Raw genomic sequence first — 24,459 nt, 5'->3', positions numbered from 1 at the left:
TTTATACGGGAGCCTGGATTTTAGCTCAGCTTGAGGTCTGCGGCACGCGCCTAAAGCACCTCGGCCAGGTTGCCCTTTTCTTCCAGCCACACCTTGCGGTCGCCTGCCCGCTTCTTGGCCAGCAGCATGTCCAGTTGCCGGTCGGTGGCCTCGCTGTCGTCCAGGCTCAACTGGATCAGCCGGCGGGTGTCCGGATTCATGGTGGTTTCCCGCAGTTGCGAGGGGTTCATCTCGCCGAGGCCCTTGAAGCGCTGCACATTGACCTTGCCCTTGATTTTCTCCGCCTCGATGCGGTCCAGCACGCCCTTGCGCTCGTGATCGTCCAGGGCGTAGTAGACGTGCTTGCCCACATCGATCCGGTAGAGCGGCGGCATGGCGACGAACACGTGGCCGGCGGCCACCAGCGGCCGGAAATGCTTTACGAATAACGCGCACAGCAAGGTGGCGATGTGGTTGCCGTCGGAATCCGCGTCCGCCAGGATGCACACCTTGCCGTAGCGTAGGTTGCCGATGTCGGCGGAGCCCGGGTCCACTCCCAGGGCCAGGGCGATGTCGTGCACTTCCTGCGAGGCCAGCACGCTTTCCGATTCCACCTCCCAGGTGTTCAGGATCTTGCCGCGCAGGGGCATGATGGCCTGGAATTCGCGATCCCTGGCCTGCTTGGCCGAGCCGCCGGCGGAATCGCCCTCCACCAGGAACAGTTCCGTGAGCGCCGTGTCCTGGGAGGCGCAATCGGCGAGCTTGCCCGGCAGGGCGGGCCCGGCGGTGACCTTCTTGCGTACCACCTGGCGGCTGGCCTTGAGCCGTTTCTGCGCGCTCTCGATCACCAGGGCGGCGATCGTTTCCCCTTGGGCGGGGTGCTGATTGAGCCAAAGGCTGAAGGCGTCCTTGACCACGCCGGACACGAAGGCCACGCACTCGCGGGAACTGAGGCGCTCCTTGGTCTGGCCGGAGAACTGCGGCTCCTGAAGCTTGACCGACAGCACGTATTGGCAGCGCTCCCAGACGTCTTCCGGAGCAATCTTGACGCCGCGCGGGAGCAGGTCGCGGAAATCGCAGAATTCACGGATGGCTTCCGTGAGTCCGGCCCGCAGTCCGTTCACATGGGTGCCGCCCTGGGGTGTTGGCACCAGGTTCACATAGCTTTCCGCCACGGCTTCCCGGACGTCCTGCGCCCAGACAAGGGCCCAGTCGGCGGCTTCGCCGCTGCCTTCCATGGAACCGGTGAAAGGTTCGGCGGGGGTGCATTCCACGTGGCCGATCTGATCCAGCAGGTATTCCGGCAGGCCGTTTTCGTAATGCCAGACGGTTTCCTCCCCGCTGGCTTCCTCGCGCAGGGTGATCTTGAGGCCCGGACACAGCACCGCCTTGGCGCGCAGCAGATGCTTGAGCCTGGAGACGGATACGCGCGGCGAATCGAAGTAACGGGGCTCCGGCCAGAAGCGCACCACACTGCCGGTGTCCCTCGGCCTGGTGCTGCCGATTTCCGTGAGTTCGGTGAGCTTGTCGCCCTGGGCGAAGCTCATGGCGTAGACCTTGCCGCCGCGGCGGATCTCCACCTCCAGGCGCGCCGAGAGCGCGTTTACTACCGACACGCCGACGCCATGCAGGCCGCCGGAGAAGCCGTAGCTCTTGTGGGAGAACTTGCCGCCGGCATGCAGCTTGGTGAGGATCACCTCCACGCCGGAAACGCCCTGCTCCGGGTGAATATCCACCGGCATGCCGCGGCCGTCGTCGCGCACCGTGACGCCGCCATCGGCCAGCAGGGTGACGTCGATCGTGCGGGCGAAGCCGGCAAGGGCCTCATCGACGCTGTTGTCCACCACCTCCTGGGCCAGGTGGTTGGGGCGGCTGGTGTCAGTGTACATGCCGGGCCGTTTGCGGACCGGGTCGAGGCCGCTGAGGACCTCAATGGCGGAAGCGTCGTATTGTTCGGTCATGGCGCCTGTGTGCGAGTCCTTCTGGCTTGAATCATCATCTGATTTCGCGATTCGGTATTTTACATGAGGGCCGGGTCTTCGCCCTTGCGTGGTTGATGGGGGTCTTGAGCTTCACCATTCGATAAAGAGGAACGGTCGCGCCGGGTAGGTGCCAAGAAATTTCCATCATGGCGTGCAACGCCACCTGCCGTTTCTGTGATGCCGGCATGTTCGCCATGGCCTTATCGGTAGGCATTTTGCGGCATCGTCTTGCCGGTTCCTGATGTGTTCCTGGCATGTTTTCAACCAATTGAAATTTAAATATAAAGCAGTAATGGCCGGCACTCGATTCAGTGTCCATCAGTTGTTTTCCGCTGCCCCTGAGGACGCTGATGAAATTGTCCCGGATTCCCCTTGACTTGCCTCAGGTTGGTTTCTATATTGAGGCCAAGTGGAGTTTAGTGGAAAAAAATGGAGATTAATGGGGAGCGGGGGCGGAGTTGTTTCGGGGCGTCAATTCGATCAATCTTGACGAAAAAGGCCGGCTGGCCATCCCAACTCGCTACCGAGCGGAGTTGCAGGAGTGCTGCGAGCGCCAATTGGTCCTGACCGTCGGGCTCGATCGTTGCCTCATGCTGTATCCCTTTCCCGAGTGGGAGGACATCGAGCGCAAGCTGGTGAAACTCCCCAGTCTCAACAAGCAAGCAAAGCGTTTACAGCGGCTCCTCATCGGCCATGCCACCGAGTGTGAGATGGACAGCCAGGGCCGCGTTCTCATCGCGGAACCGCTCCGAAAGTTTGCCAACTTGGACAAGCGCGTGGTGTTGACGGGCCAAGGAAACAAGTTCGAGATCTGGGACGAGGACGTGTGGAATCGCAGCCGCGACGAATGGTTGGAAGAGGAGGGAGTCGAAGACCTGGACGACCTGTCGCCCGAACTGGAATCCCTTTCTTTCTGATGAGTGTTGAAAAAGGCGCGCACGTGCCGGTGATGCTGGCGGAGGCGCTGGAAGGCCTGAACATTCAAGGCGATGGATTTTACGTGGACTGCACTTTCGGACGGGGCGGGCATTCTGCCGCAATTCTCGCACGACTCGGGCCGGCCGGGCGGCTGCTGGCTTTAGACAAGGACCCCGCCGCAGTGGCATGGGCCAAGGAACAGGGCTTGCTGGCCGACGAGCGATTCGCGGTGTGGCACGGCAGCTTTGCGGAACTGGTCCCGCAGATTGACAAGTTGGGGAAAACCGGCGATGTCGGCGGCATTTTGATGGATCTGGGCGTTTCCTCCCCGCAGTTGGACGAAGCCGAGCGTGGTTTCAGTTTCATGCGCGAGGGGCCCTTGGACATGCGCATGGATACCAGCCGCGGTCCAACGGCCGCCGAGTGGATCGATGCGGTGACGGAAAGCGAACTCGAGCGGGTCCTCAGGACCTATGGCGAGGAGCGGTTCGCCCGTCGTATTGCCCGTGCGATCCTGGCAGCTCGGCCCTTGACGAGCACCTCGGCCCTGGCCCGGGTGATCGAGCAGGCGGTTCCGACCCGGGAAAAGGGCAAACATCCGGCGACCCGCAGCTTTCAGGCGATACGCATTGCCTTGAACGGTGAGTTGGAGGCATTGGAGCAGGCTTTAGAGCAGGCCGTCAAGGTGCTGCGTCCAGGGGGCAGGCTGGTGGTGATCGCCTTTCATTCGCTGGAAGACCGTATCGTCAAGCGCTTCATGCGCGACCAGGAACGGGGCCGGCCGCTACCCGCCCATCTGCCCGTGCCTATCGAGCATCGGGCGCGACTGCGTCGGGTCGGCAAAAAGCGCCTGCCATCGGCCGACGAGGTTCAGGCCAATGTGCGCGCGCGCAGCGCCGTCATGCGGGTAGCCGAGCGGGTGGCGGCATGAGGAGCATCCTGGTGCTGCTGCTGATCGTGGTGGTTTCGGCCTTGGGCGTGGTTTACACCAAGTACCGGTCACGCATGTTGTTCGCTGAAATCCAGCGCCTGGAGCAGGAACTGGACGGCTATGAAGTGGAGCTTGGGCAGTTGCAGCTCGAGCAGAATACCTGGGCGGAACACAGCCGCATCGAGCGTCTGGCCCGCACCCGGTTGGGGATGGATTTGCCCCGCAGGGAATCGATCATTTATGTCAAACCTTAGTATTGGCAAGCTACCATGATGGTCATCAGTAATACCAGACGGATCGATGAAACGGACTACGCCGGTCGCTGGCGTTTCCTCTTGATTGCCATGATGTGCGCCATGCTGGTACTCGTGGGGCGCGCTATCAAACTGCAGGTGCTGGACCGCCAGTTCCTGATCCAGCAAGGTGACATGCGCCACGTCGGCGTGGTGCCGGTTCCGGCGCACCGCGGCCGCATCCTTGACCGCAACGGCGAATTGCTCGCCATCAGTTCCCCCGTCAAATCCGTTTGGGTCAATCCCAAGGAGTTCGAGGCGAGCGACCAGGATGTCAAAGCCTTGGGCGATGCGATCGGGATGAGCCCTAAGGAGATCCGGCGGCGCACGTCCAATTCCGGCCGCGGCTTCGTCTATCTGAAACGGCGCATGAGTCCGGAGATGGCTGACCAGGCTATCGCAATCGGCATTCCCGGTGTCTACGCGGAGCGGGAGTACCAGCGCTATTACCCCACAGGCGAAGTGGCGGCCCACATGCTGGGGTTCAACAATATCGACGACAGCGGTCAGGAAGGCATGGAACTGGCCTACAACGACTGGCTGAAGGGTGTGCCCGGCGCCAAGCGCATCATGCGTGACGGCAAGCGGCGCATCATCGAGGACGTGGAAGTGCTGCGCATGCCGTCGGCAGGCAAGGACCTCAAGCTGAGTATCGATCAGCGTCTGCAATACCTGGCCTACCGCGAGCTGAAGCGAACCGTGCTGCAGCACCGAGCGAAGTCGGGCACGCTGGTCCTTCTGGATTCGGAGAGCGGCGAGGTGCTGGCCATGGCCAATCAGCCGTCCTTCAATCCCAACAGCCGCGCCCGTATCAGCGGCAACGTCTCCCGCAACCGGGCCATTACCGATCTGTTCGAGCCCGGCTCCACCATCAAGCCGTTCGGCGTCGCCTGCGCCATGGAATTGGGCAAAATCGGGCCCGGCACGGTGTTCAACACCAGCCCGGGGCAGTTGCGCGTGGGCAGCAATGTGGTGAAGGACGTGCACAACTACGGCGTCCTGGATGTGGCCCACATTCTGCAAAAGTCCAGCAACGTGGGCATGACCAAGATCGCCCTGAACCTGCCGTCCGGCAAGCTTTGGGCTTTCTACAACAACCTGGGTTTCGGTCAGGGGCTGGAGACCGGTTTTCCCGGCGAGGCGAGCGGCCGGCTCTCCAACCACCAGAACTGGGGTCCGTTCCACCAGGCGACGCTGTCCTTCGGCTATGGTCTCTCAACTTCCGCGCTGCAACTGGCGAGGGCGTATTTGTCCTTGGCCAACGGTGGCGAAATACCGATGGTGGGCCTTTTGAAGCGGGAGAAGCCGCCTGAAGTCCACCGCATCATGTCGGCCAAGACCGCCAACAGCGTGAAAACCATGCTGGAGGCTGTGGTGACCCGCGAGGGAACCGCCATCAAGGCCGCCATCCCCGGATACCGCGTAGCCGGCAAGACCGGCACGGTCAAGAAAAGCGGCGCCCATGGCTATCAGCAGGGCGCTTACCTGTCGCTGTTCGCCGGCATGGCGCCAGCGAGCAAACCCAAATTGGTGATGATCGTGATGATCGACAATCCTACAGCGGGCGAATACTACGGCGGCGCCGTGGCGGCCCCCGTATTTTCCACGGTGATGGAAGGCGCCCTGCGCCTGCTGAATATCGCGCCTGATCAGGAGGAACCGCCGGTAATTACCGTCGCCCAGGAAGGTGCCATATGATGCCGGCCAAGGACACGCCCCCCGACCTCAGGCTCGACCGGCTCCTGGAGGGGCTGGTCGAAGGCGGCCCCGGCGTGCCCTCGCTGGTGGTACGCGGACTCTCACTCGATAGCCGGGACATCTGTCCCGGCGACGTGTTTTTTGCGCTGGCGGGAACCCGTTGCCACGGCCTCCGCTACGCCGAGGCCGCCATTGCCGCCGGCGCTTGCGCCATTCTGTATGAGCCCGCGGAAGGCGGCACGGAACTGGCGCGTGGCATCAGCGCGGTTCCCTGCGTGCCTGTGGCGGGACTGCAGCAGCGGGTGGGCCAGATCGCCGACCGCTTTTACGGCGAGCCCTCGCGCCATCTGGACATCATCGGCATCACCGGGACCAACGGGAAGACCTCCTGCAGCCATTTCCTCGCTCACGCCCTGAACAATCACCGGCCGGCTGCCGTCATCGGCACCCTGGGCTGGGGTGTGCTGGGCGAACTGTCCAGTACCAGTCATACCACGCCGGATGCCATCGAGGTGCATGCCCTGCTGGACCGCTTGCGTGGGCAGAACGTGCGTGCCGTCGCCATGGAGGCTTCCTCCCACGGATTGGTGCAGGGACGTGTCAACGGTGTGCGCTTTCGCGGCGGACTGTTCACCAATCTCAGCCGCGATCACCTGGACTATCACGGCAACATGGAAGCCTATCTGGATGCCAAGCTCCGTCTGGTGCGCTGGCCCGAGCTGAATTTCATAGCCTTCAATCTCGATGACCCCAGCGCCGAAGGTGTACTGCGCGCTGCCCCGGCGGGTCTGCGTCGCCTCGCCTACACCCTGAATGCCGCCCGCGGTAGGACCGTGGATGCCGAACTCGTGTGCGCCAGCGCCGTCGCCCAGCGTGGTGACGGCGTCTCTTTTCGAGTCAGCCATTCCTTCCTCGAGGCCGAGGTCTCGGCGCCGCTGTACGGGCGCTTCAATGTCGAAAACCTGCTGGGCGTCACTGCCGTGCTGCTGGGCATGGGCTATTCGCTCGGCGAAGCCGCGCGCCGCGTCAGCCGGGTCAAGGCCGTGCCGGGCCGCATGGAGCGCTTCTCCGCGCGTTCTGGCTATGAGGTCATCGTCGATTATGCACACACTCCCGATGCCCTGGAGAAGGTGCTGGACAACCTGCGCCAGCACTGCAAGGGTCGCCTGACGGCGGTTTTCGGCTGTGGTGGCGACCGTGACAAGGGCAAGCGCCCTCAGATGGGAGCCATCGCCGAGCGGCTGGCGGACCGTGTCATCGTAACCGACGACAATCCGCGCACCGAGGACGGTCAGCGCATCGTGGAGGAAATCCTGGCGGGCTGTCAGGCGCCTTCGCAGTTGCGCGTGCAGCGTGATCGCCGCGCCGCCATTGCGGAAGCCCTTGCCGATGCTCGCCCCGGCGACATGGTGCTGGTGGCCGGCAAGGGGCATGAAGACACCCAGGACATAGGCGGGATCAAGCACCCGTTCAGTGACCGCGTGGTCGTGTGCGAGCTGTTGCAGGCCATGGGCCAGGGAGTGTCGGATGCGACTGATTGATCTGGCGACGGCCGCCGGAGGTGCGCTGTCCGGCGCGGACGCCGAATGTGGCGGTGTCAGCATCGACACCCGTACCCTGAAGCCTGGCCAATTGTTCGTCGCGATACCGGGCGCCCGCGTTGATGGGCATGACTTTGTCGCTGCCGCGGCGGCGGCCGGTGCCTGTGCGGCTCTGGTGGAGCGTCCCGTGGACGTTACGCTGCCGCAGATCGTGGTCCAGGACGCCCGTCTCGCCCTGGGAAGGATAGGCAACGCCTGGCGCAAGGCCTTGCCCGTAACCGTGGTGGGCGTCACCGGCAGCAATGGCAAGACCACGGCAAAGGAAATGGTCAGCGCCATTCTGGGCGTCCATGCCCCGGTTTTGAAAACGGTGGGTAACCTGAACAACGATTTAGGGGTGCCCTTGACCCTGGCGCGTCTCCGTCCGGAGCACCGCTATGCGGTGATCGAAATGGGCGCCAATCATCCGGGCGAGATCGCTTATGTGGCAGGGCTCGCCGCGCCGGAAGTGGCGCTCATCACCAATGCCGGCGATGCCCATCTGGAGGGGTTTGGTAGCCGCGACGGGGTGGCGCGGGCCAAGGGCGAAATGATCGGGGCCTTGCTGGCGGACGGTGTCGCGGTGCTCAACGCCGACGACGCCTACATCGGCTTTTGGCGTGGGCTGGCCGGGGAGCGCAAAGTCATCAGTTTCGGCTTTCACGAAACGGCCGACGTGCGCGGCCTGACAGAGACTGTCCGGGTGTCCCACGAGGCGGATGGGTTCCATACCCTTTTCGACTATGTCATCGGGGGAGTGAGGCGCCAATTGGCCCTGCGTCTCGCGGGCCGGCACAACGTCGCCAATGCCCTCGCTGCGGCCGCCGTCGCCACCGCGCTGGGTTTGCCATCCGAGCAGATTGCCGCGGGACTGGCTCAGATCGAGCCAGTGCCGGGACGGATGCAGCCGGAGTTCGCCGGCAATGGTGCCTTGTTCATCAACGACACCTATAATGCCAACCCCAGCTCATTCAGCGCCGCGCTGGACGTGCTGCTGCAACTGCCAGGCGAACCCTGGATCGTGCTGGGCGCCTTCGGCGAATTGGGCGAGAACAGTGCGGCGCTGCACGCAGGGCTTGGGGAAGAGGCGCGACGCGCGGGTGTCGCCCGCCTGTTCGCCACCGGCCCGCACGCCGAACAGGCGGTGGCCGCGTTCGGTTCCCATGGCCGTTATTTCTCCGAACAAACGGATCTGATCAGACACTTGCAGGAGACGCTCGATCCCAAAGCGGTTGTGCTGGTCAAGGGTTCCCGAGCGCAGCGCATGGAACGCGTCATTGAAGCCTTTTGCCGAGGCGTACGAGAAACCTGATGCTCCTGAAACTCGCCTTGATGCTGGAAGGTTACGTGGATTTTTTCCGCGTCTTCCACTATTTGACCTTTCGCGCCATTCTCGGCACCCTGACGGCCTTGCTCATCGCTTTCCTGGTTGGCCCGGCGATGATTCGCCGGCTCAGCCGTTACAAGATCGGGCAAAGCATACGCGAGGATGGCCCGCAGTCGCATTTCTCCAAGGCGGGCACCCCCACCATGGGCGGGGCGCTGATCCTGGTGTCCATCGGCATCAGTACGCTGCTTTGGGCCGATCTGGGCAACCGTTACGTCTGGGTGACCCTGCTGGTGACCCTGGCTTTTGGACTCATCGGCTTCGTCGACGATTACAAGAAACTGGTGCTCCGCAACAGCAAGGGGCTGGCCGCGCGCCACAAATACCTGTGGCAGTCGGTGGTCGGACTGGCCGCCGCCATCTTCCTGCACCTGACGGCGACGCTGCCGGCCGAGACCACCTTCATCGTGCCCTTCTTCAAGCACTTCATGCTCAACCTGGGCTGGGTTTACGTGCTGCTCACCTATCTGGTGATCGTAGGCAGCAGCAACGCGGTGAATCTGACCGACGGGCTGGATGGCCTGGCGATCATGCCCACCGTGCTGGTGGGCGGCGCCCTGGGCGTGTTTGCCTATGTCTCGGGCAACGCCGTGTTCGCCGAATACCTGGGCATACCGTTCCTTCCCAAGGCGGGCGAACTGGTGGTGTTCTGTGCCGCCCTGGTCGGGGCCGGCCTCGGTTTTCTCTGGTTCAATGCCTACCCCGCCCAGGTCTTCATGGGCGATGTGGGCGCACTGGCGCTGGGCGCAGGGCTCGGCACGCTGGCGGTGCTAGTACGCCAGGAGATCGTGCTGATGATCATGGGGGGCGTGTTCGTGATGGAGACCGTGTCGGTGATGTTGCAGGTGCTGTCGTTCAAGCTGACCGGCAAGCGCATCTTCCGCATGGCGCCCATACACCATCATTTCGAGCTTAAGGGCTGGCCGGAGCCGCGGGTGATCGTGCGTTTCTGGATCATCACGGTGATCCTGGTGCTGTTCGGCCTGGCCACCCTGAAGCTGCGCTGATGTGGGGGGTCGGCACCATGACTGAGGTCCCGGTTACAGCGCACCCCCTGGCCCGGCTGGGCCTAAATGCAGGCTCACGCGCCCTGGTGCTGGGACTGGGCAAGACCGGCCTCTCCGTCGCTCGCTTTCTCTCCCGCCAGGGTATTCCGCTGGCCGTGGTGGATACACGGGAAAGTCCGCCGGGCCTGAGCGAATTGCAGGAATGCCTGCCTGATGTGGCTGTCTTCCTGGGCGGTTTCGATCAGGCGGCCTTTGCCGCCGCCACCCATCTGGTGGTGAGCCCGGGCATCGGGATGGACAATCCGGCCGTGGTGCAGGCGGTGCAAATGGGTCTGCCGGCCTTCGGGGACGTGGATCTGTTCGCTTGCATGGCCAAGGCGCCGGTGATCGCCATTACCGGCGCGAATGGCAAGAGCACGGTGACGACCCTGGTGGGCCTCATGGCCGAGGCCGCCGGGCGCCGGGTGAAGGTGGGCGGGAACCTGGGCGAGCCCATGCTGGACCTGCTGGACGAGGACGCCGATCTATACGTGCTCGAACTGTCCAGTTTCCAGACCGAGCGGGCCTCCCTGTTGGAACCTGCCGTGGCGACGGTGCTGAACATTTCCCCGGACCACATGGACCGTTATCCGGACATCGCCGCCTATGCCGAGGCCAAGCGGCGGATATTCAAGGGACAGGGCGTGATGGTGCTGAATGCCGACGACCCGATGGTCGTGTCGATGGCGGAACCAGGGCGAACCGTCACCTGGTTCGGTTTGGACGAGGGCGCCGAGCCCGCACCCGAGTATGGCCTGAAGCGCAAAGATGGCGCCGACTGGCTAACCGTGCGAGGCGAACCCTGGCTGGCGACGGCGGAGATACGCATCAAGGGCCGCCACAACCTGGCCAATGCCCTGGCGGCGCTGGCGTTGGGCGAAGCGGCAGGCCTGCCGCGGGAGGCCATGTTAACGGCGCTGCGGAAATTTGCGGGCCTGGATCATCGCATGCAGTGGGTGGCCGAGATCGACGGCGTAAGTTGGATCAATGATTCCAAGGCCACCAACATCGGCGCCTGCATCGCGGCGCTGGAAGGCCTCGAAGGGCCGGTGGTGCTGATCGCCGGCGGTGATGGCAAAGGCGCCGACTTTGCGCCCCTGGCGCCGGTGGCTCAGGGCAAGTTACGCGCTGCGGTGCTCATGGGGCGCGATGCGCCGTTGCTGGAAAAGATTTTGAGCCCGGTGGTCGAGACGGCGCGCGTCGGCGGAATGAGCGAGGCGGTCGCAGCCGCGCGGCGGATGGCGCAAGCGGGTGATACGGTGCTATTGGCTCCAGCTTGTGCCAGCCTGGACCAGTACAAGGATTATCAGGAACGTGGGCGGATGTTCGCGGAAGCGGTTAGAGGGTTGAAGCCATGAACACACGGGTAGCGGGTCGCGGGCGTGGGCTGGTGCTGCAGTGGGGCCCCAGCCGGTTTTATGTGGACACGGTCCTGCTGTGTGCGGCAATGGGTCTGCTGGTGCTGGGCTTTGTCATGGTGGCCTCGGCGTCCCTGCATCTGGGCGAGAAACTGGCGGAGGACAGCTTCTATTTCCCCAAGCACCAGGTGGTGCACATCGCCATGGGCCTGGCCTCGGCCATCTTCGTCGGCTGCCAGTCCCTGGAGTTCTGGAAGAAGTCCGCTCCGGTGCTGCTGCTGGTGGGGATGGGCCTGCTGGTGCTGGTGCTGATTCCTGGTCTGGGCAAGTCGGTCAACGGCAGTTCCCGCTGGCTCAGCCTGCTGGGCGTGCGCATCCAGGTTTCCGAAATCTTCAAGCTGTTTGCCGTCATCTACATGGCCAGCTTCATCACCCGCCGCCTGAATTTGGTGCGGGAATCCGTGATGGGCATGATCGTGCCCCTGGCCCTGCTGGCGGTGGGTGGGGTGCTGCTGCTGCTGGAGCCTGATTTTGGCGCCACCGCGGTGATCATGGCCACTGCCCTCGGGATGCTGTTCCTGGCCGGGGCGCGTCTGTGGCAATTCGGCATCCTGCTGGGCGCCATGGGCGCTGCCGGGGTCGTGCTCATCTTCACCTCGTCCTACCGACTGAAGCGTGTGCTGAGCTTCATCGACCCTTGGGCTGATCCCCTGAATTCCGGCTTCCAGCTTACCCAGGCGCTCATCGCCTTCGGGCGCGGTGAATGGATGGGCGTGGGTCTGGGCTCCAGCGTGCAGAAGCTGTTTTACCTGCCGGAGGCGCACACCGACTTCCTGTTTTCGGTGATCGGAGAGGAACTGGGCCTGTTCGGTGCCAGCGTGGTGATCTTCCTGTTCGGTGTGGTGGTCTGGCGCGCATTCGTCATCGGCCACCTGGCCGCACGCTCGGACAATCGTTTCGCCGCCTTCCTGGCCTATGGCATCGGCATTTGGTTCGGCTTGCAGGCCTTCATCAACATGGGGGTGAACATGGGCATGCTGCCTACCAAGGGCCTGACCCTGCCGCTCATGAGCTATGGCGGCGGCAGCATGATGGTCATGTGTTCCGCCTTGGCCTTGCTGTTCCGCGTGCGCAGCGAAGTGATCGAATCCCACACCGGCACGCCCCGGACGAGTAGCTCCGCATGGCTGCGCGCATCATGATCCTGGCCGGCGGGACCGGCGGACACATCTATCCGGCCTTGGCCGTGGCCTGCGAACTGCGGGATCAGGGCAATGAGGTGCTCTGGATGGGTTCGGAGGCGGGTATGGAGAACCGCGTGGTGCCCGCGGCGGGTTTTCCCCTGAGGCGGCTCGCGGTCTCCGGGTTTCGTGGCAAGGGCTGGCTGGCCAAGCTGGCGACCCCGTTCCGCCTGATCCGCGCCTGCTTGCAGGCAGGGGGCATCCTGATTGCCGACCGCCCGCAGGTCGTTTTGGGGATGGGCGGGTTCGTGGCGGGGCCAGGCGGCTTCATGGCGCGTCTGTTCGGCATTCCCCTGGTCATCCACGAGCAGAACAGGATTCCGGGTACAACCAACCGAATCTTGGTAAAATGCGCCAACCTGGCTCTGGAGGCCTTTCCCGGCAGTTTCCCGGCCCTGGCCGGCGCGCATTGCGTGGGCAATCCCTTGCGGAGGGAGATTGCCGTAGCCGTGCCTACGAAAAAGCGCCTGGAGGGGAGCGAACTTAAGATTCTGGTCGTGGGCGGCAGCCAGGGTGCGGCAGCTCTGAACCACACCGTTCCCGAGGCCTTGGCACTGGTAGGCCCTGGGGTGCGCGTCTGGCATCAGACGGGGCAAGCCATGTGTCAGGAAGTGGAGGAGCACTACCGGCGGCTGGGAGTCGTCGGTGCCAAGGTGGCCCCTTTCATCGAGGACATGGCCGAGGCCTACCGCTGGGCCGATCTGGCCATTTGCCGCTCCGGCGCCATGACCGTCAGCGAGTTGACCGCGGCCGGCCTTCCAGCCCTGCTCGTTCCATTCCCTTTTGCGATCGATGACCATCAAACCGCCAATGCGCGTTACTTGTCCGAAGCCGGCGCAGCCATTCTGATGCCGCAATCCGAACTGACCGGCGAGCGTCTGGCCGCCGAGATCCAGAGCCTGTTGGCCCAACCGGAACGCCTGGCGGACATGTCGCGGGAGTCCCGGCGGCAGGCGCGCCTGGACGCCGCGAGCGAAGTGGCGAGTTTGTGCCTGAAACAGGTGCGCCCATGAGATTGCCGCAGCCCCTCTCCAGTCAGTACGGCATGGGCCGCATCAAGCGTATCCATTTCGTCGGCATCGGCGGAACCGGGATGAGCGGCATCGCCGAGGTCCTGATCAACCTGGGTTACCAGGTGTCAGGCTCCGACCTGCAGTTGAGCGCCAATGCACGCCGCTTGCAGGAGGCCGGCGCCAAGGTTTTTATCGGTCATCACCCGGAAAACGTGGCGGGCACCGAGGTGGTCGTGATTTCCAGCGCCGTGAGCCGCGACAACCCGGAGGTGGAGACGGCGCGCAAGGCGCGTATTCCGGTGATCTCGCGGGCGGAGATGCTGGCTGAGTTGATGCGCTTCCGCTACGGAATCGCGGTGGCGGGGACCCACGGGAAGACCACCACCACCAGCCTGGCCGCGAGCGTGCTGGCGGAGGCGGGGTTGGACCCCACCTTTGTCATCGGGGGCCGGCTCAACAGCGTGGGCGCCAATGCGCAGTTGGGCAAGGGCGATTATCTGGTCGCGGAGGCGGATGAGAGCGATGCCTCGTTTCTGCACCTGCAGCCCATGATCGCGGTAGTCACCAATATCGACCAGGATCACATGGAGACTTATGGCGGCGATTTCCAGCGGCTGAAGGACACCTTCGTGGAATTCCTCCGCCATGTGCCGTTCTACGGGCTTGCCCTGGTTTGCCTGGACGATCCGGGCGTTCGCGACATTCTGGCCCGCATCGACAAGCCGGTACGTACCTACGGCCTGAGCGAGGATGCCGATATCCGCGCCGTCGATATTGTGCGCAAGGGTCTCAGCAGCCGTTTCTGCGTGTTGCGGCAGGGGGTGCCGGGGCGCCTGGCGATCACCCTGAACCTGCCGGGTCTGCACAACATCCGTAACGCCCTGTCGGTCATCGGTGTGGCCAGCGAACTGGGCGTCTCGGACGAGGTTCTGCAGCGCGCCCTGGCGAACTTCACCGGCATCGGCCGGCGTTTCCAGATCAACGGGGATGTGCCGCTGGGCGACGGCGCCGTGACTTTTGTTGATGATTACGGTCACCACCCGAGAGAGGTGGCGGCGACACTGGATTCCATGCGTCAGGCCTGGCCCGAGCGGCGTCTGGTGCTGGTGTTCCAGCCTCACCGTTACACGCGCACGCGCGATCTGTTCGAGGACTTCGTGCACGTATTGTCCAAGACGGACGTGCTGGTGCTGTTGGACGTTTATTCGGCCGGCGAGACGCCCCTGGCCGGTGCGGACGGCCGCACGCTCTCGCGCGCCATCCGGGTTCGGGGGCAGGTGGATCCGATCTTCGTGGAGCAACCGGACGAGTTGTATGAACTGTTGCCGGGCCTGCTGGAACCGGGTGATGTGGTGCTGACCTTGGGCGCGGGTAACATCGGCGCCCTTGCGGCCGAACTCCCTCGCCGCACAGCCCAGGCATTGGCGCAGCGCGGCGCGACATGAACACGGCCCGCTCCTTGCCAGACACTCAGCAGGAATTACGCGGAGAACTGCGCCGCGATGTGCCGCTATCGGAGTTTACCAGTTGGCGGGTCGGGGGGCCGGCGGACCGCCTCTACCTTCCGGCAGACCTGGCGGATCTGCGCAATTTCCTAAGCACGCTGGAACCGCGAGAACCCGTGTTCTGGCTAGGGCTGGGCAGCAACCTGCTGATCCGAGACGGAGGTCTGCGCGGCACGGTGATCTGCACCAAAGGGAGACTCAAGGAACTCAAGCGCCTCGATGGCAACCGCATCTACGTGGAGGCTGGGGTGCCTTGCGCCCATGTGGCGAAGTTTGCGGCCCGTGAACAGTTGGGCGGGGCGGAGTTTATGGCGGGCATTCCTGGCACCCTGGGCGGCGCCCTGGCCATGAACGCCGGAGCTTTCGGCGGCGAGACCTGGCCCCTGGTGGAAAGCGTCTTGACCTGCGACCGCAGCGGTCAGGTTTACGAGCGCGGCGCGCGGGAGTTCACCGTAGGCTACCGCCGCGTCAAGGGCGTTCCGGGAGAATGGTTCCTGGCGGCGGAAATCCGCCTCGCGCCCGACGTGGACGCGCAGGGTGGCGAACGTATCCGCGACCTGCTGGCGCGACGGGCGGCAACCCAGCCGACGCATCTGCCCAGCTGCGGTTCGGTATTCCGCAACCCGGAGGGCGACCATGCCGCGCGGCTGATCGAATCCTGCGACCTGAAAGGCCAAAGGATCGGAGGCGCCGAAGTGTCGCCGAAGCATGCCAATTTCATCGTCAACACCGGCGGTGCAAGCGCCGCCGATATCGAGGCCCTGGTTCAACTCGTACAAACGCGGGTGGAGACGGTGTGCGGGGTGCGGCTGGAGCCCGAGGTCCGTATCGTGGGCGAGCCGCTGAATAATTCGATGGAGGCTGTGTGAGCGAAAGCGTGGATGCCGCCAAGTTCGGGCGGGTGGCAGTAATGATGGGCGGTATCTCCGCCGAGCGCGAGGTTTCCCTGAAGAGCGGCAATGCCGTCCTGCAAGGCTTGCTGGCGCGCGGGGTAAATGCGATCGGCATCGACGTGGGGATCAATCCCCTGGACCCGCTGTTGAACGGCCATTACGACCGCGTATTCAACATCATGCATGGGCGTGGCGGCGAAGATGGCGTGTTGCAGGGCGCCTTGGAGGCCTTGGGCATTCCCTACACCGGCAGCGGCGTGTTGGCCTCGGCGCTGAGCATGGACAAGCTGCGCACCAAGCTGTGCTGGATGGGCGCGGGCCTGCCGACGCCACGCTGGATGCTCCTGGAGTCTGCCGCGGATCTGGACCGTTGCGCGGCGGCCTTGGGTTTTCCGGTGATCGTCAAGCCGTCGGAAGAAGGCTCCAGCATAGGCATGAGCCGGGCGGAAAATCGCCAGGAACTTGAAAAGTCCTGGCAGCAAGCATCGCAGTTCAACTGCCGGGTCTTCGCAGAATCCTGGATCACCGGCAAGGAATACACGGCAGCGGTTCTCAGGGGGCAGGCGTTGCCCATGATCCGTCTGGAGACGCCCCATGTGTTTTACGACTATGACGCCAAGTACCGCGCGGAGTCCACGCGCTACCACTGCCCCTGCGGTTTGCCCGCGGAGCGCGAAGCGCAATTGCAGGAACTGGTGCTCAAGGCTTGCGAGTGCATCGGCGTCGAAGGTTGGGGGCGGGTGGACCTGCTGGTGGACGAAAGCGGCCAGCCATGGCTGATCGAGGTCAACACGGTGCCGGGCATGACCGACCATAGCCTGGTGCCCATGGCGGCCAGGTCCGCCGGCATTGACTTCGACGAGCTGGTCTGGCGGATATTGGAATCCAGCCTCTGACCGCACGTGGGCACGCAGCGCAAAGGATCCCCGGAAAAGGGGCGCAGGGAGCAGAGCAAGGCGCGCTTCCCGCTGTTCCCGCTACTCGCTCTGCTGCTCGTGGCGGCAGGCGGATATTGGTTATGGCGGCAGGGCGTGGACTTCAACCGGGAGTGGTTTCCGGTTCGCTATGTTCGGGTTGAGGGCGGAATTGAAAACCTGAACACGGGAAAGCTCAGGGAGGTGTTGGCGCCGGCGGTGGCGGCCGGGTATTTCTCGCTGGACATAGGCGAGGTGGAAGGCGCTGCGCGCTCCTGTCCGTGGGTCGAGAGCGTTGAGGTGAGCCGGGTGTGGCCGGACACCCTGGTGGTGACGGTCAAGGAGCACGTGCCGGTCGCCCGCTGGGGCGAGAAGGCGATGCTGGATACGCGCGGCGAGCGATTCGCCCCGGATCGAGTGGAAGGTTTCGAAACGCTGCCGGAGCTGTCTGGCCCGCCTGGCACCGAGCATTACCTGCTGAGCACCTTGGCGCAATTGAACGACCTCCTGGCCCCGCAGGGGTTCAAAGTGGCGACCCTTGAGGTCAGCAAGCGCAGGGCCTGGACTCTGCGCCTGGAGAACGGGCCGGACATGTTTTTGGGGCGGCGCGAGCCGGTGGCGGCCGTGGAACATTTCCTCTCCCTGGTGGGTAAGTTGGGAGAGAATCGGCTAGCGCACCTATTGCGGGTGGACCTGCGCTATCCCAATGGCTTTGCCGTGGTATGGCGGCCCGAGGCGGAAGGTCTGCTGGAAGGCAGCGAAGCGCCCAGCGCAGGACTAAATCGATTGGAACAGGCCACTTGGGTGGCTCTAGAGACGCAATGAGAAATGGCTAGAAAATCGGATCGGAACTTGATCGTGGGACTGGATATCGGCACCTCCAAGGTCGCCGCCATCGTCGGTGAACTGAACGAGGATGGCGAGATCGAGGTGATCGGTATCGGTTCGCACCCTTCCCGTGGCCTCAAAAAGGGCGTCGTGGTCAATCTGGAAACCACTGTCCAGTCCATACAGCGCGCCATCGAGGAAGCCGAGCTGATGGCGGGCTGCCGCATCCACTCCGTCTACGCGGGGATCGCCGGCAGCCACATCAGCAGCATGAATTCCCATGGCATCGTCGCCATCAAGGACAAGGAGGTCACCCAGAGCGACGTGGATCGGGTGATCGACTCCGCCCGAGCGGTCGCCATACCTGCAGACCAGAAGATTTTGCACATCCTGCCCCAGGAGTTCGTGATCGACCGCCAGGAGGGCATCAAGGAGCCCATCGGCATGTCCGGTATCCGCCTGGAAGCGAGGGTGCATATCGTGACCGGCGCCGTGAGCGCGGCGCAGAACATCGTCAAGTGCATCCGCCGCTGTGGCCTGGAGGTCGAGGACATCATCCTCGAGCAGCTGGCCTCCTGCTCCGCGGTGCTGACTGAAGATGAGAAAGACCTGGGGGTGTGTCTGGTGGATATCGGTGGCGGCACCACCGACATCGCGGTGTTCACCGACGGCGCCATCCGTCACACGGCGGTGATTCCCATCGCCGGCGATCAGGTCACCAATGACATTGCGGTTGCGCTGCGGACACCCACTCAGCACGCCGAGGAAATAAAGATCAAGCATGCCTGCGCTCTGACGCAGTTGGCGAAGCTGGAGGAAACCATCGAGGTGCCCAGCATCGGTGAGCGGCCGACGCGGCAGATATCCAAATTGAACCTGGCGGAGATCGTGGAGCCGCGCTACGAGGAACTGTTGCTGCTGGTGCAGGCCGAACTTCGGCGCAGCGGGTTCGAGGATCTGATCGCCGCGGGCATCGTTCTCAGCGGTGGCAGCGCTCGGGTGGAAGGGTTGGTGGAATTGGCGGAGGAGATATTCCATATGCCAGTGCGGATGGGAATTCCGCAGTACGTCACGGGACTCAATGACGTGGTGCGTAATCCGGTGTACGCGACGGGTGTCGGACTATTGTTGTTTGGAAAACAGCATAACCCGCTGGTGGAGCGGGGTGCCTTGGTTGGCGGAGGTTTTCGGGGTATTTGGGCAAAGATGAAGAATTGGTTCCAGGGTAATTTTTGAAATCCAGTTAAGGCAGTCAAGTCAGGGGGATAACGATGAAATTTGAATTGGTGGATTCTTACAGTCAGAAGGCGGTGATCAAGGTCATCGGCATCGGCGGGGGCGGCGGCAATGCGGTCAACCACATGGCGGCCAGCCATATCGAGGGAGTGGACTTCATCTGCGCCAATACCGACGCGCAGGCCCTCAAGGGCACGCAATCGCGTTCGGTGGTGATCCAGCTTGGCAATGCACTGACCAAGGGGTTGGGCGCCGGGGCCAATCCCGATATCGGACGTCAGGCCGCGAAGGATGACCGGGAGCGTATCCTGGAAGTGCTGGACGGCTCCGACATGGTGTTCATCACCGCCGGCATGGGCGGCGGCACCGGCACGGGCGCCGCGCCGGTGATCGCCGAGATCGCGAAGGAAGCGGGAATCCTCACCGTGGCGGTGGTGACCAAGCCCTTCCCGTTCGAAGGCAAGAAGCGCCGTGCCGTCGCCGAAAAGGGCATCGAAGACCTGAGCCAGTACGTGGACTCGCTCATCACCATTCCCAACGAGCGTCTCCTGCCGGTGCTGGGCAAGGACGTGAGCCTGATCAGCGCATTCGCCGCCGCCAACGACGTGCTCCTGCACGCGGTGCAGGGTATCGCCGATCTGATCACCCGTCCGGGCTTGATCAACGTGGACTTCGCTGACGTGCGCACGGTGATGTCGGAAATGGGCGTGGCCATGATGGGTTCTGGCGTCGCCAGCGGTCCGAATCGCGCCCGCGAGGCGGCGGAGCGGGCCATCCACAGTCCGCTCTTGGACGAGGTCAACCTGCAGGGCGCGCGCGGCATCCTGGTGAACATCGCCGGCGGACCGGATCTGGCCATTGGCGAGTTCGACGAGGTGGGTAGCGTGGTCAACGAGTTTGCCTCGGAAGACGCGCAGGTGGTGACCGGCCTCTCCATCGACCCGGATTTGCAAGACGAGGTGCGGGTCACCGTGGTGGCCACCGGCCTGGCCGGACAGCACAAGGTAAGCGAGGCGCCGATCAGATTGGTGCATAAACGCAACACGGGCGAGATCGATTATGGCGAGCTGGAGAAGCCCACCAGCATACGCAACAAGCCGAAACACGAACCGCGTGCCGAAACGAAAAAGGAGATGGATTTGGAATATCTTGATATTCCAGCATTTTTGCGACGTCAAGCCGATTGAGCTTGGATGTTGGCATGACCTGCGCCTGTGGGCTGCGACAATTGTTTGCTTGTCGGCGCATCTGGCGCGGGTTATGCTTGTTGCATCTAAGTCACAACTGAGTGGGAATTTTGATGCAGGAGAATTGGATGATCAGGCAGAGAACCTTGAAGAATGTCATGAGAGCGACGGGGGTCGGGCTGCATACCGGGGAAAAGGTCTACCTGACCTTGCGTCCCGCCGCACCCAATACCGGCATCAAGTTCCGCCGTGTGGACTTGCCCGAACCCGTCGTCATCGAAGCCAGGCCGGAGAACGTGGGAGACACCACCTTATCCACCACCCTGGTCAACGGCAATGTGCGGATCTCGACGGTGGAACACCTGCTTTCGGCCTTCGCCGGGCTCGGCATCGACAACGCCTACGTGGATGTGAGCGCACCGGAAGTGCCCATCATGGACGGCAGCGCGGGGCCGTTCGTGTTCCTGATCCAGTCGGCGGGCGTGGAAGAGCAGGATGCACCAAAAAAGTTCATCCGCATCAAAAAGGAAGTGCTGGTGGAGGACGGCGAAAAATGGGCGCGCTTCGAACCCTATGATGGGTTCAAGGTGACGTTTACCATCGACTTCGACCACCCGGCCTTCCACAAGGACAGCCAGACGGCGAGTATCGACTTTTCTTCCACGTCATTCGTGAAGGAAGTCAGCCGTGCCCGCACCTTCGGATTCATGCGTGATATCGAGGCACTGCGCAAGAACCGGCTGGCGCTGGGTGGCAGCATGGACAATGCCATCGTGGTGGATAACTATCGCATCCTAAACGAGGATGGGCTGCGCTACGCGGACGAGTTCGTCAAGCACAAGATCCTGGATGCCATCGGCGACCTCTATCTGCTCGGCCATAGCCTGATCGGATCCTTCGTCGGTCACAAGTCGGGCCATGGTCTGAACAACAGCCTGCTGCGGGAACTGCTCAAGCGCAAGGATGCCTGGGAGTCGGTTACCTTCAAGGAAGAGGAGGGACTGCCGATTTCCTATATGCGTCCCGCCCGCGCCGCCACTCGCTGAGCGGAGCGTAAGCCGGTCCGGGGCGGCGCCCCCCTCGCCGCCCCGGTTCCGACGTTCAGGAAAGACGCCGGTTTTCCCTGATGGGTGCACTCGTGTCTGCAACGGCACCTTGCGCGCTTACTCCTTACGGCACATGTCCTTTCGCTTTCTCCGCCATGGTTTTCCCCAGCCGCTCCAGGGCTGCCGATAGCTCGCGCGATTCCATCCCGCTTCCGCTCGTCTTCACCAACTCCGCCGTAGCCAGAGAAACCCTGGGTCCCCCATCACGCTGTGTGACACTCGCCGCCTTGGCCAGGGCGCGGAACTCCAGTGCCCTGAATGTCCTGCCCGCGGTGGCCATCCGTTCCAGAGTCGCAGGGGCGTGAAAGCGCAACTGAAAAGACCAGGTCGGACTGTCCGCGTAGACGACCAAGCGCTGGTTCGCGGCCACCACGCAGTCCCGGCAATGTTCCGCCAAGTGCGGCGGTAGAGAATCCTTTACCTCGCGTAACACCAGCGCGTGCAGGCGCAAGCGCTCCAGGACGGGCGCCAGAGGCGCGCTCACAAGGTCGCGGGGAAGGAGACGAAAGCTGGGCAAAGCAGATCGATCCACGAGGCAAGGGGGTGCGTCAACGACACCGCGAAGCAGACGAGCATTATCCAAGCGCTTTGGTTTTAGGTTATCATCGTCAGATTATTTTGACCATCTGGAATTAAAACAAGATGCTAGGCAAGCTGGCCAAATCCCTGTTCGGCAGTCGCAACGACCGAATCGTCAAGAAGAAGAAAAAAATCGTTCGGAAGATTAATGCGCTGGAGCCGGACATTGAACGCCTGTCGGATGAAGCCCTGAGGGCCAAGACCCAGGAGTTCCGCGACCGCCTCGATCAGGGTGAGAAGCTCGAGACCCTGCTGCCGGAGGCCTTCGCCACGGTGCGTGAGGCCTCCAAGCGCGTGATGAACATGCGCCATTTCGATGTGCAGCTCATCGGCGGCATGATCCTGAACGACGGGAAGATCGCCGAAATGAAAACCGGCGAGGGCAAGACCCTGGTCGCCACCCTGGCAGCTTACCTGAACGCGCTGCCCGGCAAGGGCGTGCACGTGGTGACGGTAAACGATTACCTGGCCCGCCGTGACGCGGAATGGATGGGTCGGCTCTACGGGTTCCTCGGCCTTAGCACCGGCGTAATCGTCAGCGGTCTGGACAACGAAGAGCGTCGCCAGGCTTACGCCGCCGACATCACCTACGGCACCAACAACGAATTCGGCTTCGATTATCTGCGTGACAACATGGCGTTCTCGCCGGACCAGCGGGTTCAGCGCGAACGCCATTTCGCCATCGTGGACGAGGTCGACTCCATTCTGATCGACGAGGCGCGCACCCCGCTGATCATTTCCGGTCCCACCGAAGACCGCAGCGACCTCTATCATCAGATCGACAAGCTCATGCCGCGCCTCTCCAAGCAGGAGAAGGAGGACGGTCCCGGACATTACAGCATGGACGAGAAGGCACGCCAGGTCTATCTGACGGAGGCGGGTCATGAATTCATCGAGCAGATGCTGGAGGAAAAGGGACTGATCAAGGCAGGCGATAGCCTCTACGATGCGGTCAACATCCGCCTGATGCATTATGTGAATGCGTCCCTGCGGGCCCATGTGCTGTTCCAGAAGGATGTGGACTACATCGTGCGCGACGACCAGATCATCATCGTCGACGAATTCACCGGCCGTGCCATGCCGGGCCGGCGCTGGTCGGAGGGGCTGCACCAGGCGGTCGAGGCCAAGGAAGGGGTTACGGTGCAGAACGAAAACCAGACCCTCGCCTCCATCACCTTCCAGAACTACTTCCGTCTCTACGACAAGCTGTCCGGCATGACCGGCACCGCCGACACCGAAGCCTTCGAGTTCCAGCAGATTTACGGTCTCGAGGTCGTGGTGATTCCCACCAACCGGCCCATGGTCCGCAAGGACATGGGCGACCTGGTCTACCTGACGGTCAAGGAGAAGTACGACGCTATCCTGGAAGACATCCAGGATTGCGTAAATCGGGGCCAGCCGGTTCTGGTTGGCACCACCTCCATCGAAAACTCCGAATACCTGTCCTCCCACCTTACGAAGGCGGGTGTCGAGCATCAAGTGCTCAACGCCAAGCACCACGAGCAGGAAGCCCATATCGTGGCCGAGGCCGGCCGTCCACGCGCCGTCACCATCGCCACCAACATGGCGGGTCGCGGCACCGACATCGTGCTCGGCGGCAATCTGGACGAGGAGATTGCCCGGCGCAACCTCACCGAGCCGGCGGAAATTTCGCAGGCGCGCGCCGAATGGCAGAAGCGCCACGAGGAGGTGGTGGCGGCTGGCGGCCTGCACGTCATCGGTTCCGAGCGCCACGAATCCCGCCGCATCGACAATCAGCTGCGCGGACGTTCCGGCCGCCAGGGCGATCCGGGCTCCACGCGCTTCTACCTGTCCCTGCAGGACAGCCTCATGCGCATTTTCGCATCCGATCGCGTGGCCGCCATCATGCAGCGCTTGGGGATGAAGGAAGGCGAGGCCATCGAGCACCCCTGGGTCACCAAGGCCATCGAAAATGCCCAGCGCAAGGTGGAAGCGCGCAACTTCGACATCCGCAAGCAGTTGCTCGAATATGACAACGTGGCCAATGACCAGCGCCGTGTGATCTACCACCAGCGCGACGACCTGATGGCGGCGGAAGACATCGGCGACACCATTGCTGCCATCCGCCACGACGTGGTGGCGCAGATGTTCGAGCAGTACATCCCGCCTCAGACCATGGAGGAGCAGTGGGACGTCAAGGGTCTGGAGGAGGCGTTGGAGAAGGATCTGGGCGTGCGCGTGCCGGTGGAGGAATGGCTGGAGGCCGACCACTTCCTGCATGAGGAAAAGCTCAAGGACATGATCTGCGACGAGGTGGACAAGGTCTACGACCACAAGGCCGAGGCTATCGGCCTGCCGGTGATGCGCCATTTCGAGAAGTCGGTGATGCTGCAGGTGCTGGACAATGCCTGGAAGGAGCACTTGGCGGCCATGGACCACCTGCGCCAGGGCATCCACCTGCGCGGCTACGCCCAGAAGGACCCGAAGCAGGAATACAAGCGTGAAGCCTTCGAGATGTTCACCACCATGTTGGACAGCGTGAAGCACGAGGTGATCGGCATCGTTTCCAAGGTGCAGGTGCACACCGAAGAAGAGATCAAGGTGATGGAGGAGCAGAACCGCCCTCAGGTGGAAATGCAGTACCACCACGCCGAGGCTGCCAGCGTGCTGGCGGAAGACACCGAAAGCGAATTGCCGGATGAGGCGGCGTCCGATCAGGCCCACAGGCCCTTCGTGCGCGAGTCGCAGAAGGTCGGCCGCAACGACCCCTGCCCCTGCGGTTCCGGCAAGAAATACAAGCAGTGCCACGGTAAACTGGCCTAAG

21 protein-coding genes are annotated in these 24,459 nt (G+C 63.1%); 18 read left to right on the top strand and 3 right to left on the bottom strand.

Features of this window, described 5'->3' with window-relative positions:
* Positions 1 to 50: 50 nt before the first annotated feature.
* Entirely contained in the window at positions 51 to 1,940 is a 1,890-nt protein-coding gene (gene parE / locus EK23_RS10770; protein WP_045225346.1) for a DNA topoisomerase IV subunit B, read from the bottom strand.
* Between the two features lie 34 nt (positions 1,941 to 1,974).
* Positions 1,975 to 2,280 (bottom strand): hypothetical protein, encoded by a 306-nt coding sequence (locus EK23_RS10765; protein ID WP_145998630.1) that lies wholly within the window; start codon positions 2,278 to 2,280, stop codon positions 1,975 to 1,977.
* A gap of 139 nt (positions 2,281 to 2,419) precedes the next feature.
* Between EK23_RS10765 and mraZ the strand changes: the two genes are divergently transcribed.
* From mraZ to lpxC, 17 genes are all read left to right on the top strand, one after another.
* Positions 2,420 to 2,878: a division/cell wall cluster transcriptional repressor MraZ gene (gene mraZ, locus EK23_RS10760; RefSeq protein ID WP_045225344.1), complete on the top strand. Its 459-nt coding sequence runs from the start codon at positions 2,420 to 2,422 to the stop codon at positions 2,876 to 2,878.
* Positions 2,878 to 3,810: a 16S rRNA (cytosine(1402)-N(4))-methyltransferase RsmH gene (gene rsmH, locus EK23_RS10755; protein ID WP_045225343.1), complete on the top strand. Its 933-nt coding sequence runs from the start codon at positions 2,878 to 2,880 to the stop codon at positions 3,808 to 3,810. Before mraZ ends, rsmH begins: the two co-directional genes overlap by 1 nt.
* The gene (gene ftsL / locus EK23_RS10750) at positions 3,807 to 4,064 is read left to right on the top strand and encodes a cell division protein FtsL (RefSeq protein WP_045225342.1); all 258 of its coding nucleotides are present in this window, start codon (positions 3,807 to 3,809) and stop codon (positions 4,062 to 4,064) included. Before rsmH ends, ftsL begins: the two co-directional genes overlap by 4 nt.
* Positions 4,065 to 4,079: 15 nt before the next feature.
* Complete coding sequence (locus EK23_RS10745) at positions 4,080 to 5,801, top strand: peptidoglycan D,D-transpeptidase FtsI family protein (protein WP_045225341.1); 1,722 nt, start codon at positions 4,080 to 4,082, stop codon at positions 5,799 to 5,801.
* Positions 5,798 to 7,342 (top strand): UDP-N-acetylmuramoyl-L-alanyl-D-glutamate--2,6-diaminopimelate ligase, encoded by a 1,545-nt coding sequence (locus tag EK23_RS10740; RefSeq protein ID WP_045225340.1) that lies wholly within the window; start codon positions 5,798 to 5,800, stop codon positions 7,340 to 7,342. The genes EK23_RS10745 and EK23_RS10740 overlap by 4 nt, the downstream gene beginning before the upstream one ends.
* Positions 7,329 to 8,693, top strand: a complete 1,365-nt coding sequence (locus EK23_RS10735; RefSeq protein WP_045225339.1) for a UDP-N-acetylmuramoyl-tripeptide--D-alanyl-D-alanine ligase — start codon at positions 7,329 to 7,331, stop codon at positions 8,691 to 8,693. Before EK23_RS10740 ends, EK23_RS10735 begins: the two co-directional genes overlap by 14 nt.
* Positions 8,693 to 9,775, top strand: coding sequence for a phospho-N-acetylmuramoyl-pentapeptide-transferase (gene mraY, locus EK23_RS10730; protein WP_045225338.1), 1,083 nt, complete (start codon positions 8,693 to 8,695; stop codon positions 9,773 to 9,775). Before EK23_RS10735 ends, mraY begins: the two co-directional genes overlap by 1 nt.
* Positions 9,776 to 9,792: 17 nt before the next feature.
* Positions 9,793 to 11,172 (top strand): UDP-N-acetylmuramoyl-L-alanine--D-glutamate ligase, encoded by a 1,380-nt coding sequence (gene murD, locus EK23_RS10725; protein ID WP_045225384.1) that lies wholly within the window; start codon positions 9,793 to 9,795, stop codon positions 11,170 to 11,172.
* Entirely contained in the window at positions 11,169 to 12,374 is a 1,206-nt protein-coding gene (gene ftsW, locus EK23_RS10720; protein ID WP_045225337.1) for a putative lipid II flippase FtsW, read from the top strand. The genes murD and ftsW overlap by 4 nt, the downstream gene beginning before the upstream one ends.
* Positions 12,356 to 13,426 (top strand): undecaprenyldiphospho-muramoylpentapeptide beta-N-acetylglucosaminyltransferase, encoded by a 1,071-nt coding sequence (murG, locus tag EK23_RS10715; RefSeq protein ID WP_045225336.1) that lies wholly within the window; start codon positions 12,356 to 12,358, stop codon positions 13,424 to 13,426. The genes ftsW and murG overlap by 19 nt, the downstream gene beginning before the upstream one ends.
* On the top strand, positions 13,423 to 14,871 hold the full coding sequence (gene murC / locus EK23_RS10710; RefSeq protein ID WP_045225335.1) for a UDP-N-acetylmuramate--L-alanine ligase: 1,449 nt from the start codon (positions 13,423 to 13,425) through the stop codon (positions 14,869 to 14,871). The genes murG and murC overlap by 4 nt, the downstream gene beginning before the upstream one ends.
* Positions 14,868 to 15,800: a UDP-N-acetylmuramate dehydrogenase gene (murB, locus tag EK23_RS10705; protein WP_052808104.1), complete on the top strand. Its 933-nt coding sequence runs from the start codon at positions 14,868 to 14,870 to the stop codon at positions 15,798 to 15,800. The genes murC and murB overlap by 4 nt, the downstream gene beginning before the upstream one ends.
* Positions 15,797 to 16,720, top strand: a complete 924-nt coding sequence (locus EK23_RS10700) for a D-alanine--D-alanine ligase (protein WP_268748176.1) — start codon at positions 15,797 to 15,799, stop codon at positions 16,718 to 16,720. Before murB ends, EK23_RS10700 begins: the two co-directional genes overlap by 4 nt.
* Before the next feature lie 6 nt (positions 16,721 to 16,726).
* Positions 16,727 to 17,563: a cell division protein FtsQ/DivIB gene (locus EK23_RS10695; protein WP_045225334.1), complete on the top strand. Its 837-nt coding sequence runs from the start codon at positions 16,727 to 16,729 to the stop codon at positions 17,561 to 17,563.
* Positions 17,564 to 17,566: 3 nt separating this feature from the next.
* Entirely contained in the window at positions 17,567 to 18,802 is a 1,236-nt protein-coding gene (gene ftsA, locus EK23_RS10690) for a cell division protein FtsA (RefSeq protein ID WP_045225333.1), read from the top strand.
* Between the two features lie 35 nt (positions 18,803 to 18,837).
* The gene (gene ftsZ, locus EK23_RS10685; RefSeq protein ID WP_045225332.1) at positions 18,838 to 19,989 is read left to right on the top strand and encodes a cell division protein FtsZ; all 1,152 of its coding nucleotides are present in this window, start codon (positions 18,838 to 18,840) and stop codon (positions 19,987 to 19,989) included.
* Positions 19,990 to 20,117: 128 nt separating this feature from the next.
* Positions 20,118 to 21,035 carry a UDP-3-O-acyl-N-acetylglucosamine deacetylase gene (lpxC, locus tag EK23_RS10680; protein ID WP_045225381.1) on the top strand — a complete coding sequence of 306 codons (918 nt, stop codon included), beginning with the start codon at positions 20,118 to 20,120 and terminating at the stop codon, positions 21,033 to 21,035.
* A 124-nt stretch (positions 21,036 to 21,159) separates the two neighbouring features.
* Here lpxC and EK23_RS21720 read toward each other — a convergent pair whose 3' ends face one another.
* Entirely contained in the window at positions 21,160 to 21,579 is a 420-nt protein-coding gene (locus EK23_RS21720; RefSeq protein WP_158002492.1) for a DciA family protein, read from the bottom strand.
* Positions 21,580 to 21,737: 158 nt separating this feature from the next.
* On the opposite strand from EK23_RS21720, the gene secA reads away from it, so the two are divergent.
* A complete protein-coding gene (secA, locus tag EK23_RS10670; protein ID WP_045225331.1) occupies positions 21,738 to 24,458 on the top strand; it encodes a preprotein translocase subunit SecA in 2,721 nt (906 codons plus the stop codon).
* Position 24,459: the final 1 nt, after the last annotated feature.

The sequence above is a fragment of the Methyloterricola oryzae genome (assembly GCF_000934725.1).
Classification (GTDB): domain Bacteria; phylum Pseudomonadota; class Gammaproteobacteria; order Methylococcales; family Methylococcaceae; genus Methyloterricola; species Methyloterricola oryzae.
Note: the sequence above shows the minus strand (reverse complement) of the source record. Positions and strands in the feature narration are given on the sequence as shown.